The sequence below is a fragment of the Bradyrhizobium sp. 33ap4 genome (genome assembly GCF_032654765.1).
GTDB lineage: Bacteria > Pseudomonadota > Alphaproteobacteria > Rhizobiales > Xanthobacteraceae > Bradyrhizobium > Bradyrhizobium australafricanum.
Map to the genome: position 1 here is coordinate 1 of NZ_JAUMTJ010000086.1, position 13,464 is coordinate 13,464.

Consider the following 13,464-nt stretch of genomic DNA (forward strand, 5'->3'; position numbering starts at 1 on the left):
ACAAAGCTCGCACCAAACTGGGGCGCGCCTATCCAGGCATACCCAAAGAGTCAAAATCACTGTGACGAGCTACTAGCTCGCCGGTGAGGTAAGCGCGCGCTCGTCAAACTCGAGCGAGGCAATCAGTTCGAGCGTCTGCCGGAGATCGGCGGCCTGCCTTGCGCCGAAGGCGGTCTCGAAGCGCTCCTGCGCCTTGAGCCATGCGGCCTGGGATTCCTCGAGCCTGGCTTCGCCGCGCTTGGTGAGCCGCACCAGCCGGCTGCGCCGGTCGCTCTTGTCGACGGTGATGGTCAACAGACCGTCGCGCTCGAGCGGCTTGAGGTTGTGGTTCAGCGCGGTGCGGTCGAGCACCAGGACTGCGGCAAGCTCGCCCATCGTCGGCGCGCCCGACCGCCTGACATAGACCAGAATCGCCCGTTGCGTGCCGCGTAGGCCGGATGTCGCAAGGACCTGATCGTAGAGCTGCGACACCCGCCGCGTCGCCTTGCGCAACGCCGTGAGATTACACCGGCTGGGTTCCGTTTTCGCCATCGCTGCCTCCGAGGACTTGACAGATACATGCATATGCACCTAATGGCAATAGATGCATATGCACGTATTTCGGAGGGTGTGATGTCGGAGGTAGAGGCGGAGACCATCGATCTGGTCGTCGAACCTGATGCGCGGCCGCGGTCCTGCGTCGCCACCGCAACCCCGCGCCAGGTGCTTGCGATCGTGTCGGTCGGAATTTGCCTCGCCAATCTCGATCTGTTCATCGTCAATGTCGGGCTGCCGAACATCGCGCAGGAATTTCGCGGCGCCTCGCTTGAGGATTTGTCCTGGATCCTCAATGCCTACGCCATTGCCTACGCGGCGTTGCTGGTGTTCTTCGGCCGGCTCGCCGAACGCCACAGCCGCAATCTCAGCTTCCTGCTCGGCGTCGCGCTGTTCACGGCCGCGTCGGCGGCATGTGCGCTGGCCTCCAGTGTCGAGTTCCTGGTCGTCTCCCGCGTGGCGCAAGCGGCCGGTGCGGCATTGATGACGCCAACCTCGATCGGCCTGCTGCTGGCGTCGTTTCCGCCCGAGCAACGCGCCGGGGCGGTGCGCACCTGGACGGCGATCGGCGGCCTTGCCGCCGCACTGGGCCCGCTCGCGGGAGGCGTGCTGGTCACCTTCGACTGGCGCTGGATCTTCATCGTCAATGTCCCGATCGGCGTCGTCGCACTGATCGTCGGCTGGCTGAAATTGCCCGAAGTGCCCGGTCACGACGTGCCGCGTCCGAGTTCATGGGCTGCGCTGCTGGTGACCTCCGGTATCGGTGCGCTGACATTTGCGATCGTGAAGGCGAACGATTGGGGATGGAGTTCGCGCGGCGTCGTGCTTGGCTTTGCCGTCGCGACCGTCTCGCTCGCCGCCTTCGCACGGCATTGCCTCAGATCGAGGAATCCCTTCGTCGATCCTGCGCTGTTCGCAGTCAGGCCGTTCACCGGCGCGTCGTTGGTGATGGCGCCTTATTCGGCGGCCTTCGGCGCCATGCTGCTGTCCTGCGCCTTGTGGGAGCAGACGGTATGGGGCTGGTCGGCGTTGAAGACCGGCCTTGCGATCGCTCCCGGCCCGCTGATGGTGCCGATCACCTCGCTGCTGTTTGCCGGCCGGCTGATTGCGCGGTTTGGCGCCGCGGCCGTCGTCTCCGCCGGAATCCTGCTGTTCGCGGCCGGCCTCGCGATCTGGGCGACGCTGCTCGGGGCCGACCCCAATGCGCCTGCCGTCGTCGCGGGCGTGATGCTGATCGGTATCGGCGTCGGGCTGACCTTTCCGACCCTGATGGGCGTCGGCGCCGGCGCGCTGCCGCCGTCGTCGTTTGCCACCGGCTCCGGCGTCATCAACATGATCCGGCAGGCGGCACTGGCGATCGGCGTCGCGATCTTTGTGGCGATCCTTGCAACGCCGGTCTCGATGACCGAGCGGATCGCAGCGTTTCAGCGCGGCTGGTGGATCATGATCGCGATCACCTTGGCCGGCTTCGTGCCGAATTATCTGTTCATCCGGCGCAAGGCAGATCGCTAACGCCCGAAAGACATCGCCGCGCCATGCGGCAGCCGCGGCGGCGCCCTCGTCGCGCCGCAGGGAAACCTCAATCGAACCAGTCCCTTCCTCGCTGCGTCTCACCACGAGAAACGGCGCGCAGTCGAGCCCGGCGCGCCGTTCGTCTCGCGCGCGATGCGGCGTTTTTTTCCGGAGGGATGTCATGTGTAGGATTGCGAATTATCTTGTGACCACCAGCCTGGTGCTGGCGGGTGCGCTGGTTGCCGGGCCGCTGCAAGCGGCCAATCTCGATGCGGCCTCGCAGGTCGATGCCGTGACCGTCTATCCCGATGGCGCGAGCGTCACCCGCGTCATCACGCTGGATCTGCCTGCCGGCGACAACACCCTCATCGCCAGGGATTTCCCGATCGGGCTCGATCCGTCCTCGCTGCGGGTCGAAGGCGAGGGCGGAGCGAAGCTCACGATAGGCGCGATCGACACCAAGCTGCCGGGGCCGCTGCTGCCGCAAAATCTCTCCGAGATCGACAAGCGCATCGAGGCGCTGAACGATCAGCGCGCCGATTTGCAGGGACTGATCAGCGCGGCCGAGGCGCGGCGCAAATTTGCTGAGCGGTTTGCCGAGGCGTCACCCGCGGGCCTCGGCGAAAAGGGCGAGGCGCGTCCGCTCAGCGAGTGGCGCGCGGCGTTCTCGGCGGTGGCCGACGAGGTCGCAACCGCCGACAGCGCGATCCGTGACGCCGAGCGCAAGATCCGCGTGATCGACCGCGATCTTGCGCAGCTCGCAGCCGATCGCACCAGCAAGCCGCCGAGCAAGGTCGAGGTGCGGATCGATGTCGCCTCGCAGGCGGCGACCAAGGCGACCTTGCGGGTCACCTATGCGGTTCCCAACGCGCGCTGGACGCCGCTCTATGACGCGCGGCTCGACACCGGCGCCAAAGACCGCAAGCCCGCGATCGAACTGGTGCGCCGCGCCGAGATCACCCAGTCGACCGGCGAGGACTGGTCGAACGTGGCGCTCGTCGTCTCCACCGTGCGGGTCGCGCGCGGCGGCAATGCGCCCGACCTCCGCTCGCTGATCGTGCAATATCCGCAGCCGCCGCGACCGCTGGCGAAGCTTTCGGGAGAGGCCAGCATGCGGTCGCGCGAGGCGCTGGCACCCGCGCCGGCCGCCGACGCGGTTCAGCAATTCCGCTTTGGTGGGGGACGCATGGACGAACTGGAAGCCACCGCCGAGGTCGGCGCCTTCCAGGCCACCTTCAAGATTCCCGGCCGCGTCAGCGTTGCCGCCAATGAGGGCGCGAAGAGCCTGCGCATCTCGACGGCGACCATCACCCCCGATCTCGCGGTTCGCGCCGTTCCGGTGATCGACCCGACCGCGTTCCTGGAAGCGAGCTTCGTGCAGGCCGACGATGCGCCGTTGCTGCCGGGGCAAATCTCGATCTACCGCGACGGTATCTTTGTCGGCCGCAGCCGGATGGCCACCGCCGCCAAGGACGAGACCGTGCGGCTCGGCTTCGGCGCCGACGACAAGGTCAAGATCGAACGCACGGTGGTGAAGCGCAACGAGGGCTCCGCCGGCCTGATCGTGACCACGTCGAAGACCGACGAGCGCGCCTTCAAGACCACGGTGCGCAACGGCCACGACTTCCCGATCAAGGTCGCGGTCCAGGATCAGCTCCCGGTCAGCGAGAACGACGATATCGTGGTGGAGATGCTGCCGTCGTCGACGCCTGCCACGACCACCAATCTGCGCGACAAGCGCGGCGTGCTGGAATGGGCGTTCGAGGCCAAGGCCGGTGATATCAGGGACATCAATTTCGCCTGGCGGATGCGCTGGCCCAAGGACAAGGGCGTCGTGATGGTGCCGGCGGGCTAGAGCCCGTGCCGGGGCTCTAGCGTTGTTGCTTTACGCGTTTTCTTCACACGAACCGGAACCCACTTCGCTTGAAAACGCTTTGAGGACCTGCGTCATCTGCCGATGACAACCCTCCCGATCTCGGGCATCACTTTGCCAAAGGCAACAAAGCCTGAGATCGGGAGGATCCATGAGCTACCAGCACATCATCGTCGATGATCCGCGTCCGCGCGTCCGCCGCATCACGCTGAACCGCCCCGAGAAGCGCAACGCGCTGAACAATCGCCTGCGCGGCGAGATCTTCGAGGTGCTGGAGCAGGCCGACCGCGATCCCGAAATTTCGATCTCGATCCTGCGCGGCGCCGGACCCTGCTTCTCGGCGGGCTACGATCTCTCCGCCGACAATCGCGTCGACCAGCCCTATCACTCGGCATCCGGGCCCGGCCAATGGTCGCGCCATGTCGTCGAGGGCTGGTTCTCGATCTGGGATCTCGCAAAGCCCGTGATCGCGCAGGTGCACGGCTATTGCCTCGCCGGCGGCACCGAGCTCGCGACCGCCTGCGACGTGGTCTACGTCGCCGACGACGCCCAGATCGGCTATCCGCCGGTGCGGCTGATGAGCCCGCCCGACATGCAGTATCACCCGTGGCTGGTCGGCATGCGCCGTGCCATGGAATTGATGCTGACGGGCGACGCGATGTCCGGCCGCGAGGCCGCCGAATGGGGCTATGCGACCCGGTCGTTTCCGCTCGCCGAGCTGGAGACGAAGACGCTGGATTTCGCCGAGCGCGCGGCCAAGGTGCCGATCGAGCTGCAGCAGCTCAACAAGCGTAGCGTCCACCGCGCGATGGAAATCATGGGCGCCCGCGCCGCGATGCGTGCCGGCACCGAGATCCAGGCGCTGGCCTTCACGACCGAGGCCAGCAAGGCCTACATGGCGGGCTTCCGCCGCGACGGCGGCAGCGTGAAGGCCCAGCTCGACCAGCGCGACACGACGTTCGGAGATTACCGGACGAAGAAGGAGTGAGGATCACGCAAGCCGCGCGCTGAGCTGTATCGCCGTCACCCTGAGGAGGCCGCAAAGCGGCCGTCTCGAAGGGCGGCGGCCCGGCTGTCTCCGCGTCGGCTGCATCGGGGCCGTGCATCCTTCGAGGCTCGCCCAGCGGCGCGATTGCGCCGCTGGCTCGCACTCCAGCGACAAAGGCGAAGCCTTTGCGCGGGGATGACGGAATGGCCGTCGTGCCGGGATGAGCATCACGCTATCCGCATATTCGTTGTCATGCCCCGCCTTGAGCGGGGCATCCAGTACGCCGCGGCTTGTCCGTTGAGCTCGGGCGCGCCTCTGGAATACTGGGTCGCCCGGTCGAGCCGGGCGACGACACTGTTGTGCGTGGCGAGCGCCGCCTCACTTCGCCTTCAGGAAGTCGCCGACCTCGAGCAGTACGAACTCGTCGTCATCGGCCTTGTTCGGGTCGCGGCTCGAGGAGAACGGCAGGTTGTTGTCGTTGCCGACGATGATGTGGGTCTCGTCGACCCGGTCGACGTTCTCGATGGTGAAGAACGGGAAGGTGTAGACGCCGTCGTTGAGCGGCTTGCGCGCCTTTTTGTTCGGATCGCGGATCTTCATCAGCTCGATATAGGCGATCTTGCGCACCGGCTTGCCGACATTGGCATCGGACAGCTCGATCTTGTAGACGCGCTTGAACTTGGCGAGATCAGGAAAACAGTTCTCGCCGCGCTGGCCTTGCGGGCAGGCCTTGTCGGCGGTGCCTTCGCCATTGTCGCGCTCGATCACGAGGCCCTGGGCCGGATCGATCATGTTGAAGTCGCCGATCGCATTGCCGTTCTGCTCGAACAAGTACTGCCAGTAGCGTCCGGTGAACTTCTCCGCCGCGACGTCGAATTCCAGGATGCGTGGGGCCTCCTTGCCGTCGACCTTCTCCCAATCCTTCATGTCGGCATCCCACAGCGGCCCCTCGAGCAGGCCGTAAAGGAACTTGCCGTCCTTGGAGGAAGCAAAACCTTCATAGCCCTTGGAGCGGCGCAGGTTGACGTTGGTGTAGCTGGCGCCGGGCGCGCCGGGCGACTGCACCGCCCAGTGATCCGGCGAGCGCACCGGCTTGCCGTCGGCGACGGTCTCGAACACGGCGAGGATCTTGCCGGTCTTGTCGGCCTTGAGGATGTAGGGCCCGAATTCATCGCCGATCCAGAAAATGTCGTTGATGATCTGGAAGCCTTCGGTGTCGAAATCGGCACCGGTCAAATAGCGCTTGGCGGTGTCCTCGTGGACGATGCGGAACGGCACCTTCCTGTCGGGATCGTGCAGGAACACGGTCTCCTGACGCTCGATCGTGCCGCTCGCCCAGTCGATCTTGTGCCGGTTCAGGTACAGCATCGAGTCCGCCGAGTTGTAGCGCGAGCCCATGCCGTTGTCGGTGATCACCCAGAACGAGCCGTCGGGCATCACCTTGATGCCGGAATGGCCCTGCAGCGGCTGGCCTTTGAACGGCAGCGACACGCCGGTCGGCCGCTCGTACGATTTGCCCATCACGGTGCCGATGGCGTCGACGCGCTTGCCGGTGGTGTATTTGCCCGAGGTCTTCAGATCATCAGGGGCGTCGGCGGGCGCGTCGATGAAGCTCTCCGCCGGCATCACGGCGTGTCCCGCCAGCGTCGCCGGGAATTCGCCCTCACCCTGCGCGAATGCCGATGTGGCGAGCAGGATCGAGGCGACGGAGCAGAGCAGGGACAGGCGCATGGTTGATCTCCCAAAGGATAAACGATGCGGTGTTCTCCGAGCCGCCTGTTACAGCCGGCTGACAGTTTTGTGAACCGCGGATGTTGCGGCGGGATAAGGCTTGCGGCGTTACGTCGCCTTGCCCGCCGGCTGCATCGTCTGCGGCAGCAGGAACGGCACGCCACCTCCGGTATAGGCGATCGCAGCGTCGATCTCGAAGATCTCGCGCAGCGTCTCGGCCTTCATCGCCGCCGTACGGTCGCCGTCGACGGCAAGCCGGCCGCGGTGCAGCAGCAGGATGCGGTCGGCGAACCGCATCGCGAGGTTGAGGTCGTGCAGGATCGCGATCACCGCGGTGCCGCGGGCAGCGCGCCGCCGGGCCGTTTCGACCAGGTCGATCTGGTGCCGCAGATCGAGGCTCGAGGTCGGCTCGTCCAGCAGCAACAGTCCCGGTCCATGCAGCGCTTCGCCGCAGGCGAGCTGCACCAGCACGCGGGCGAGATGCGCCCGCTGCTGCTCGCCGCCGGACAGCGTCGGCAATTGCCTGAAACGGAAACGCGCGAGCCCGACCTCGTCGAGCGCCGCCTCGACCAGCGCGCGCGCCACCGCGCGCGGGCTTTCGCCGGCGCCCACGCTGACGATTTCCTCGACGGTGAACGGGAAGGTGACGTTGACGTGCTGCGACAGCATCGCGCGGTGCTGCGCCAGCGCGCGCGGGCCGTAAACCTGCAGGTCGCGCTGCCTGAGCCTGATCGCTCCGCGCGACGGGCGCAGGTCGCCCGACAGCATCCGCAGCAGGGTCGATTTGCCGGCGCCGTTGGGACCGACGATCGCGACCATCTCGCCGGCATCGATCTGCAGCGACACCGCATCGACCAGCGTCGCGCCGCCGACCGTCATCGATACCGACTGTGCTTCGAGCAGGGCCGTCATAGCGACACCAGCCCGCGCTGCCGCAGCAGCATGGCGAGGAAGAACGGCGCGCCGATCGCTGCCGTCAGGATGCCGATCGGCATTTCCGCGGGTGCCACGATGGTGCGCGCCACGGTGTCGGCGCCGACCAGGAGGATGGCACCGAGCAGCGCGGAGGCCGGCAGCAGCAGCCGATGCGCCGGCCCGATCACCAGCCGCAACAGATGCGGCACCACGATGCCGATGAAGCCGACCACGCCGCAGACCGAGACCGCGACCCCGGTCATCGCCGACACCAGCACGATCGAGATCCGCTTCAGCCGTTCGACGTCGACGCCGCTGTGGAACGCCACCGCCTCGCCGAGCACCAGCACGTCGAGCCCGCGCGCGATCGAGAGGCAGGCGGCCAGCGCGACCGCCAGCACCGGCGCCAGCGCCGTGAGCTTGCTCCAGGTCGCGCCGCTGAGCGAGCCGAGCAGCCAGAAGGTGATGTCGCGAAGCTGGCGGTCGTCGGCGACGAACACCAGAAGGCCGATGCCGGCATTGGCGATCGCGGCGATCGCGAGCCCGGCCAGCAGGAAGATCGCAATCGATGTCCGGCCGCCGCGGCTGGCGATGCCGTAAAGCACGACGGTCGTGATCAGCGAGCCGGCAAAGGCCGCGATCGGCAGCAGCTGGTGTTGCAGGAAGCGCAGGCTTTCGCCGAGATGGCTGTCGGTGAACACGATCGCGGCCGCCGCGGCAAACGCGCCGCCGGAGGAGACGCCGACCAGCGCGGGGTCGGCAAGGGGATTGCGGAACAGGCCCTGCATGATCGAGCCTGATACGGCAAGGAGGCCGCCGACCATCGCCGCCGCCGCGATCCGCGGGATGCGGATCGACCACACCACGAGCTGGTCGCGTGCGAGCAGCGGGTTGGCGACACGATCAGCCCAAAGCCCAAGCGCCGCCGGAAGCCGAGCCATTGGAATGCCGGCAGCCCCGACCGTCAGGGCGACGAGGGCGGTGCCTGCGAGCGCCGCAAGCAGGCAGAGCAGGGTGAGTGTCGCGGCCGGCCGCAGCGACATGCCGGCGCGCCGTCGTTTCGCACGCCGGCGGCGTTCGGCCAGCACGCTCATTGCCGGCAATTCGCGGTCAGCGCTGCCGGCTTGAAGTAGTCGGCCTCCGGCGCCAGCGCCGGATAAAGCTTGACCGAGAGGTCGCGTGCCGCGGCCGCGGTGCGCGGTCCGAAGCCGAGCAGATAAAGGCCTTCCATCGAGATGAAGGCCTTGTTGGCCGCGACCGGCGTCAGCGCGAAGGCCGGATGCGCGAACACGGCATCCGACGTCAGCGAGTCCTTGCCGCGATCGATCGACAGCACGACATCCGGTTTCGCCGCCACGATGGCCTCGTCATTGACCGGCTTGTAGCCGTCGTAACCATCGATGGCGTTGACGCCGCCGGCAAGCCGGATGATCTCGTCCGCCGCGGTCTTGTGGCCCGCCGCCATCGCCCGGCCGTTCAACAGCGACATCACGAACATCACGCGCACCGGCTTCGTTACCTTGGCACGCAGCGCGCGCAGTTGCGCGAGATCGCTCTCCACCGCCGTGGTCAGGCAGGCGGCGCGCGGATCGGCGCCCATGGCGTGGCCCACCAGTCTGATCTTCTCGACCAGCCCGGCCTCCGAGAACGTCTCCGGCACCAGCACCAGCGGCACCTTGGCCGCCTCGAGCACGTCCATGGTCTCCTTCGGCCCGGAGCCCTGCACTGCGAGCACCAGCGACGGGTGCAGGCCAAGCACGCCCTCCGGCGACAGCTGGCGCATGTAGCCGACGTCGGGCTTCTCGCGCAGCGCAGCCGGCGGGTAGAGGCTGGTCGCATCGACGCCGGCGATGCGGTCCTCGAAGCCGAGGGCATAGAGAATCTCGGTGATCGCGCCGCCGATCGAGACGATCCGCGACGGATTGTCGATCACGACGTCGCGGTCGCGTGCGTCATGCACGGTGATGCCCTCGGCCGTCACGGCTTCGATCGGCAGCAGAGAGAAGGCGAGCAAAGCGAGCGTGCGACAAATTGTCATCGGGGCCGTCACTTGGTCAGGATCAGCTTGTTCTGCGAGGTCAGCCGCAACCGGTAATGCTCTTCGCCGTGCATGATGATGATCTCGCGCTCCGCAGCGAACAGGTCGCGGCTGTCGAGACGATTACCGCGCATGATCAGCGTTTTGGCCGCGCCGGATGCAGGCTCGGTCTGCTTTCCGGCTGCGTCGATATTGTCTTCGGAAGCTGCGGACATATTGTGGTGCTGCGCCTGCGAAAATTTTCAAATGGTGTTTGCTTGTATAAGCGGACGAAGGCGCATTCCAACGGCGGCACTTTACAATCGATATAAACAGCGCTGCCGCATTCTTGACCGTTTTGTTGCCGGCTCGTAACCAATCCTCACGCGATGCAGGCGGGTGACTTGCATCGCGATGTAGCCAGCAAGCCGCTCGTCGGAGCGCACGCCAGCCAAACCAGAAAAGCGATGATCAGGCTGGGGCTAGAATGGCTGATGGAGCTAGGGTTTCGCGCGCCCTGATTTTGGGCGCGTCGGTGTTTTCATTTGCGGCAGCACTGCCGGAACGCGGCTTCGCGCAGACCGCCGATCCGTCGGCTGCGCATCCTTCTACCGAGCGGCTGAAGCAGGCCAAGCGGAAGCCGAAGCCGGCGGCCGAAGCTCAGGCGGCGTCGGCGGCGATGAATGCGCGCGCGCAGATCGGCGCGGTGCCGGTGCAATCGCTCGACACCATCACGGCGGTGGCCTCCAAGACCGAGGAGCGCGCGATCGATGCGCTGGCGCCGGTCAGCTCCGTCACGCTGGAGAAGATCCAGGGCCTGCAGCCGAACCGGCTCTCCGATATTTTCTATAACGTGCCCGGCGTCTCGGTTCAGGAGCGCGGCGACGATCCGGCGACCGTCATCAACATCCGCGGCTTGCAGGATTTCGGCCGTGTCGCTGTTGTCGTTGACGGCGCGCGGCAGAACTATCAGCGCACCGGCCACAACGCCAACGGCTCGTTCTTCCTCGATCCCGAATTGATCGGCGGCGTCGACGTGGTGCGCGGCCCGACCGCGAACATCTACGGCTCCGGCGCGATCGGCGGCGTGGTCTCGTTCCGCACCAAGGACATCGACGACGTGGTGCGTCCCGGTGAGCGCTGGGGTGTCGACATGTCGGGCTCCTACGGCACCAACAAGGACCGCGGCATGGGCTCCGTGTTCGGCGGTGTACGCGTCGATCCGAATGTCGATGTGTTCGGCGGCGCGGTCTATCGCACCCAGGGCAATTACAAGGACGGCGCGGGCACCGAGATCGGTAACACCGGCAACGATATCGCGGCCGGCCTGATGAAGGTGACGTTCCGCCCGGCCGAAGGCCACGAGTTCAAGATCGGCGGCATCTTCCAGGACTACCAATACAATATCGGTCAGCCGAACCGCGGCCCGACCACGGCGGCGGCGCCGCTCGCCGCGATCGCGGGCTCCTCGGTCTATGCCTCCGACGCCAAGAACTACACGGGCACCTTGAGCTGGCGATATTCCAAGCCCGACGACATGCTGTTCGACTGGAATATCTCGGTCTACGGCAACCGCACCGACAACGACCAGGTCAAGACCTACAGCAACCGCATCACCACCGGCGGCGGGGTCTGCACGCTCGCCAATCCCGGCAACAACATCTCCGGCTGCGTCGGCGACAAGCGCGGCTATTTGCTGGATACGGTTGGTGTCGACGTCAACAACACCTCGCGCTTCAATTTCGGCGACTGGCGCAACGCCGTGACCTACGGTTTCGACGCCTTCCGCGACGATGTCGAGACGTTCGATTCGCGCGGCAATTCCAACATTACGACGCCGGGCGGCCAGCGCACCGTGTCCGGCGGCTTCGTGCAGCTGAAGCAGAACTATTCGACCTGGCTCGAGCTGATCAGCGCTGTCCGCTACGACCACTACGAGCTCAATTCGATCAACACCACGACCAGCGGCGACCGGCTGTCGCCGAAGATCACGCTCGGCGTCACGCCGGTTGCCGGCTTCACGCCCTATGTCAGCTATGCCGAAGGCTATCGCGCGCCGTCCATCACGGAGACGCTGATCGCGGGCGGTCACGCCACCGGCGGCGGGCCGGCGCTGTTCAACTGCCCTGACGGCACCAGCGGCCTGTTCTGCTTCCTGCCCAATGCAGCGCTGCGGCCGGAGGTCGGCAAGAACAAGGAAGCCGGCATCAACCTGAAATATGACGGCATCTTCACCGCGAGCGACTCGTTCCGCGGCAAGGTCAACGTGTTCCGTAACGACGTCGACGGCTATATCGACCTCGTCGCCTCGGCGCCGACCCTGACGCCGTTCGGGCGGTTCAGCCAGTTCTACCAGTACCAGAACATCGCCCACGCCCGCATCGAGGGCTTCGAGCTCGAGACGATGTATGATGCAGGCGACTGGTTCGTCGGCGTCGCCGGCCATCTGATGCGCGGCCGGAACACCCAGACCAATGTCGGGCTCGCCACCATCACGCCGCGCAAGGTGACGACGACGGGCGGCGTCCGCCTGCTCGACCGTTCGCTGATCGTTGCCGCGCAATGGTCCTCGTTCGGCGCCAACAACGACCTGCCGGCGGGCTATCTGCCCTCGACCGGCTACGAGCTCGTCAACCTCTATCTGACCTGGAACGCCACCAAGGACATCACCTTCACGGCATCGGTCGACAACCTCTTGAACCAGTACTACCGGCCTTATGCGATCCCGGGCTCCTCGACCGACGGCACGACGCAGAACGACGTGCTGTTCTCGAGCCCCGGTCCGGGCACCGTTTACAAGGCCGGACTCAGGATTCACCTAGGTGGAGCGTAACGCGAGACGCCGATCATTCCATCCAGGTTGCTCCGGCCGCGCTGGTGCCCCCAGCGCGGCCTTGGCGTATTCCTTGGCGCGTTCATGTTATTAACGAGATCAACCGGCAGGATCCTGGCATCCGCCGTCAAACAGGAGAGAGTTTTCATGTTCATCGCAATGAACCGGTTCCAGGTGATCAAGGGCAAGGAGCAGGCGTTCGAGACGGTCTGGAAGACGCGCGAATCCTATCTCGGCGATCTGCCGGGCTTCATCGAATTTCATCTGGTGAAGGGCCCCGAGGCCGAGGACCACACGCTCTATGCGACCCATACCGTCTGGGTCAGCAAGGCGGCGTTCGAGGACTGGACGAAATCCGATGCGTTCCGCCGCGCCCATTCGCGCGCCGGCAACGAGACCGGCGGCAGCCTCTATCTCGGCCATCCCAAATTCGAGGGTTTTGAGGTGCTGATCACCGAGCGCGCGAAGAGCCCGGCATGACGGAGACGGCCGTGCAGAACGCGGAGCTTGCGGGATTGAAGGCCTATATGGCCGACAATCCCGGCACGGTCATCGAGGACGTCGCGCGCGAGCGCAAGGTGACGCCGCGCGCGGTGCTCGAGGCGCTCCCCGAGAGCATGGTGCGGATCGGCGCCGGTGAATTTGCCGCCGCGATGCAGGACATCGCGGAGTGGGGCGAGGTGACGCTGATCGTGCATACCGATGACGCGATCTTCGAGTTCACCGGCGCCATTCCGAACGGCGCGGTCGGTCGCGGCTATTTCAACCTGATGCAGCCGAAGGGCTTGCACGGCCATCTGAGGCACGATCGCTGCGCGGCGATCGCGTTCGTCGAGCGGCCCTTCATGGGCAAGGTGTCGGCGTTCATCGCCTTCATCAATCGCGACGGCGGCATCATGTTCAAGGTGTTCGTCGGCCGCGACGAGACGCGCGCGCTGCGTAGCGATCAGCTGGTGCGCTTTCATGCGCTGGCGGACCGCCTCGCACCGAACGCGGGCTGAAGATTTCTTCTCCCTCTCCCGCTTGCGGGGAGAGGGTCGGGGTGAGGGGACCCTCCGGGC

At 66.0% G+C, this 13,464-nt stretch carries 12 protein-coding genes; 6 read left to right on the top strand and 6 right to left on the bottom strand.

Annotation, left to right across the window (positions count from 1 at the left end; translation table 11 throughout):
• Positions 1–72: 72 nt before the first annotated feature.
• Positions 73–531 carry a MarR family winged helix-turn-helix transcriptional regulator gene (locus tag Q2M23_RS39605; RefSeq protein WP_316398962.1) on the bottom strand — a complete coding sequence of 153 codons (459 nt, stop codon included), beginning with the start codon at positions 529–531 and terminating at the stop codon, positions 73–75.
• A gap of 81 nt (positions 532–612) precedes the next feature.
• Between Q2M23_RS39605 and Q2M23_RS39610 the strand changes: the two genes are divergently transcribed.
• The 3 genes from Q2M23_RS39610 to Q2M23_RS39620 all read left to right on the top strand — a co-directional run bounded on the left by Q2M23_RS39610 (position 613) and on the right by Q2M23_RS39620 (position 4,907).
• Entirely contained in the window at positions 613–2,046 is a 1,434-nt protein-coding gene (locus tag Q2M23_RS39610) for an MFS transporter (RefSeq protein WP_316398963.1), read from the top strand.
• Positions 2,047–2,227: 181 nt separating this feature from the next.
• Positions 2,228–3,901, top strand: a complete 1,674-nt coding sequence (locus tag Q2M23_RS39615; RefSeq protein ID WP_253589068.1) for a mucoidy inhibitor MuiA family protein — start codon at positions 2,228–2,230, stop codon at positions 3,899–3,901.
• A 169-nt stretch (positions 3,902–4,070) separates the two neighbouring features.
• Complete coding sequence (locus tag Q2M23_RS39620; RefSeq protein WP_057017942.1) at positions 4,071–4,907, top strand: enoyl-CoA hydratase-related protein; 837 nt, start codon at positions 4,071–4,073, stop codon at positions 4,905–4,907.
• 378 nt (positions 4,908–5,285) lie between these two features.
• On the opposite strand, the gene Q2M23_RS39625 is transcribed toward Q2M23_RS39620, so the two are convergent.
• From Q2M23_RS39625 to hemP, 5 genes are all read right to left on the bottom strand, one after another.
• A complete protein-coding gene (locus tag Q2M23_RS39625) occupies positions 5,286–6,638 on the bottom strand; it encodes an esterase-like activity of phytase family protein (protein WP_316398964.1) in 1,353 nt (450 codons plus the stop codon).
• A gap of 108 nt (positions 6,639–6,746) precedes the next feature.
• Positions 6,747–7,550, bottom strand: coding sequence for a heme ABC transporter ATP-binding protein (locus tag Q2M23_RS39630; RefSeq protein WP_316398965.1), 804 nt, complete (start codon positions 7,548–7,550; stop codon positions 6,747–6,749).
• Positions 7,547–8,647, bottom strand: coding sequence for a FecCD family ABC transporter permease (locus Q2M23_RS39635; RefSeq protein ID WP_316398966.1), 1,101 nt, complete (start codon positions 8,645–8,647; stop codon positions 7,547–7,549). Before Q2M23_RS39635 ends, Q2M23_RS39630 begins: the two co-directional genes overlap by 4 nt.
• Entirely contained in the window at positions 8,644–9,591 is a 948-nt protein-coding gene (locus tag Q2M23_RS39640) for a hemin ABC transporter substrate-binding protein (RefSeq protein WP_316398967.1), read from the bottom strand. Before Q2M23_RS39640 ends, Q2M23_RS39635 begins: the two co-directional genes overlap by 4 nt.
• A gap of 8 nt (positions 9,592–9,599) precedes the next feature.
• On the bottom strand, positions 9,600–9,806 hold the full coding sequence (gene hemP / locus Q2M23_RS39645; RefSeq protein WP_057015592.1) for a hemin uptake protein HemP: 207 nt from the start codon (positions 9,804–9,806) through the stop codon (positions 9,600–9,602).
• 251 nt (positions 9,807–10,057) lie between these two features.
• Between hemP and Q2M23_RS39650 the strand changes: the two genes are divergently transcribed.
• From Q2M23_RS39650 to hutX, 3 genes are all read left to right on the top strand, one after another.
• Positions 10,058–12,403: a TonB-dependent hemoglobin/transferrin/lactoferrin family receptor gene (locus tag Q2M23_RS39650; RefSeq protein WP_316398968.1), complete on the top strand. Its 2,346-nt coding sequence runs from the start codon at positions 10,058–10,060 to the stop codon at positions 12,401–12,403.
• A gap of 147 nt (positions 12,404–12,550) precedes the next feature.
• Positions 12,551–12,883 carry an antibiotic biosynthesis monooxygenase gene (locus tag Q2M23_RS39655; protein ID WP_316398969.1) on the top strand — a complete coding sequence of 111 codons (333 nt, stop codon included), beginning with the start codon at positions 12,551–12,553 and terminating at the stop codon, positions 12,881–12,883.
• Positions 12,880–13,404: a heme utilization cystosolic carrier protein HutX gene (gene hutX, locus Q2M23_RS39660; protein ID WP_244558898.1), complete on the top strand. Its 525-nt coding sequence runs from the start codon at positions 12,880–12,882 to the stop codon at positions 13,402–13,404. Before Q2M23_RS39655 ends, hutX begins: the two co-directional genes overlap by 4 nt.
• Positions 13,405–13,464 lie beyond the last annotated feature (60 nt).

What these genes read in the sequence shown, in the direction of transcription:
- Q2M23_RS39605 (WP_316398962.1), bottom strand. Translation starts at nt 531, where the DNA reads ATGGCGAAAACGGAACCCAGCCGGTGTAATCTCACGGCGTTGCGCAAG.
- Q2M23_RS39610 (WP_316398963.1), top strand. Translation starts at nt 613, where the DNA reads ATGTCGGAGGTAGAGGCGGAGACCATCGATCTGGTCGTCGAACCTGAT.
- Q2M23_RS39615 (WP_253589068.1), top strand. Translation starts at nt 2,228, where the DNA reads ATGTGTAGGATTGCGAATTATCTTGTGACCACCAGCCTGGTGCTGGCG.
- Q2M23_RS39620 (WP_057017942.1), top strand. Translation starts at nt 4,071, where the DNA reads ATGAGCTACCAGCACATCATCGTCGATGATCCGCGTCCGCGCGTCCGC.
- Q2M23_RS39625 (WP_316398964.1), bottom strand. Translation starts at nt 6,638, where the DNA reads ATGCGCCTGTCCCTGCTCTGCTCCGTCGCCTCGATCCTGCTCGCCACA.
- Q2M23_RS39630 (WP_316398965.1), bottom strand. Translation starts at nt 7,550, where the DNA reads ATGACGGCCCTGCTCGAAGCACAGTCGGTATCGATGACGGTCGGCGGC.
- Q2M23_RS39635 (WP_316398966.1), bottom strand. Translation starts at nt 8,647, where the DNA reads ATGAGCGTGCTGGCCGAACGCCGCCGGCGTGCGAAACGACGGCGCGCC.
- Q2M23_RS39640 (WP_316398967.1), bottom strand. Translation starts at nt 9,591, where the DNA reads ATGACAATTTGTCGCACGCTCGCTTTGCTCGCCTTCTCTCTGCTGCCG.
- hemP (WP_057015592.1), bottom strand. Translation starts at nt 9,806, where the DNA reads ATGTCCGCAGCTTCCGAAGACAATATCGACGCAGCCGGAAAGCAGACC.
- Q2M23_RS39650 (WP_316398968.1), top strand. Translation starts at nt 10,058, where the DNA reads ATGGCTGATGGAGCTAGGGTTTCGCGCGCCCTGATTTTGGGCGCGTCG.
- Q2M23_RS39655 (WP_316398969.1), top strand. Translation starts at nt 12,551, where the DNA reads ATGTTCATCGCAATGAACCGGTTCCAGGTGATCAAGGGCAAGGAGCAG.
- hutX (WP_244558898.1), top strand. Translation starts at nt 12,880, where the DNA reads ATGACGGAGACGGCCGTGCAGAACGCGGAGCTTGCGGGATTGAAGGCC.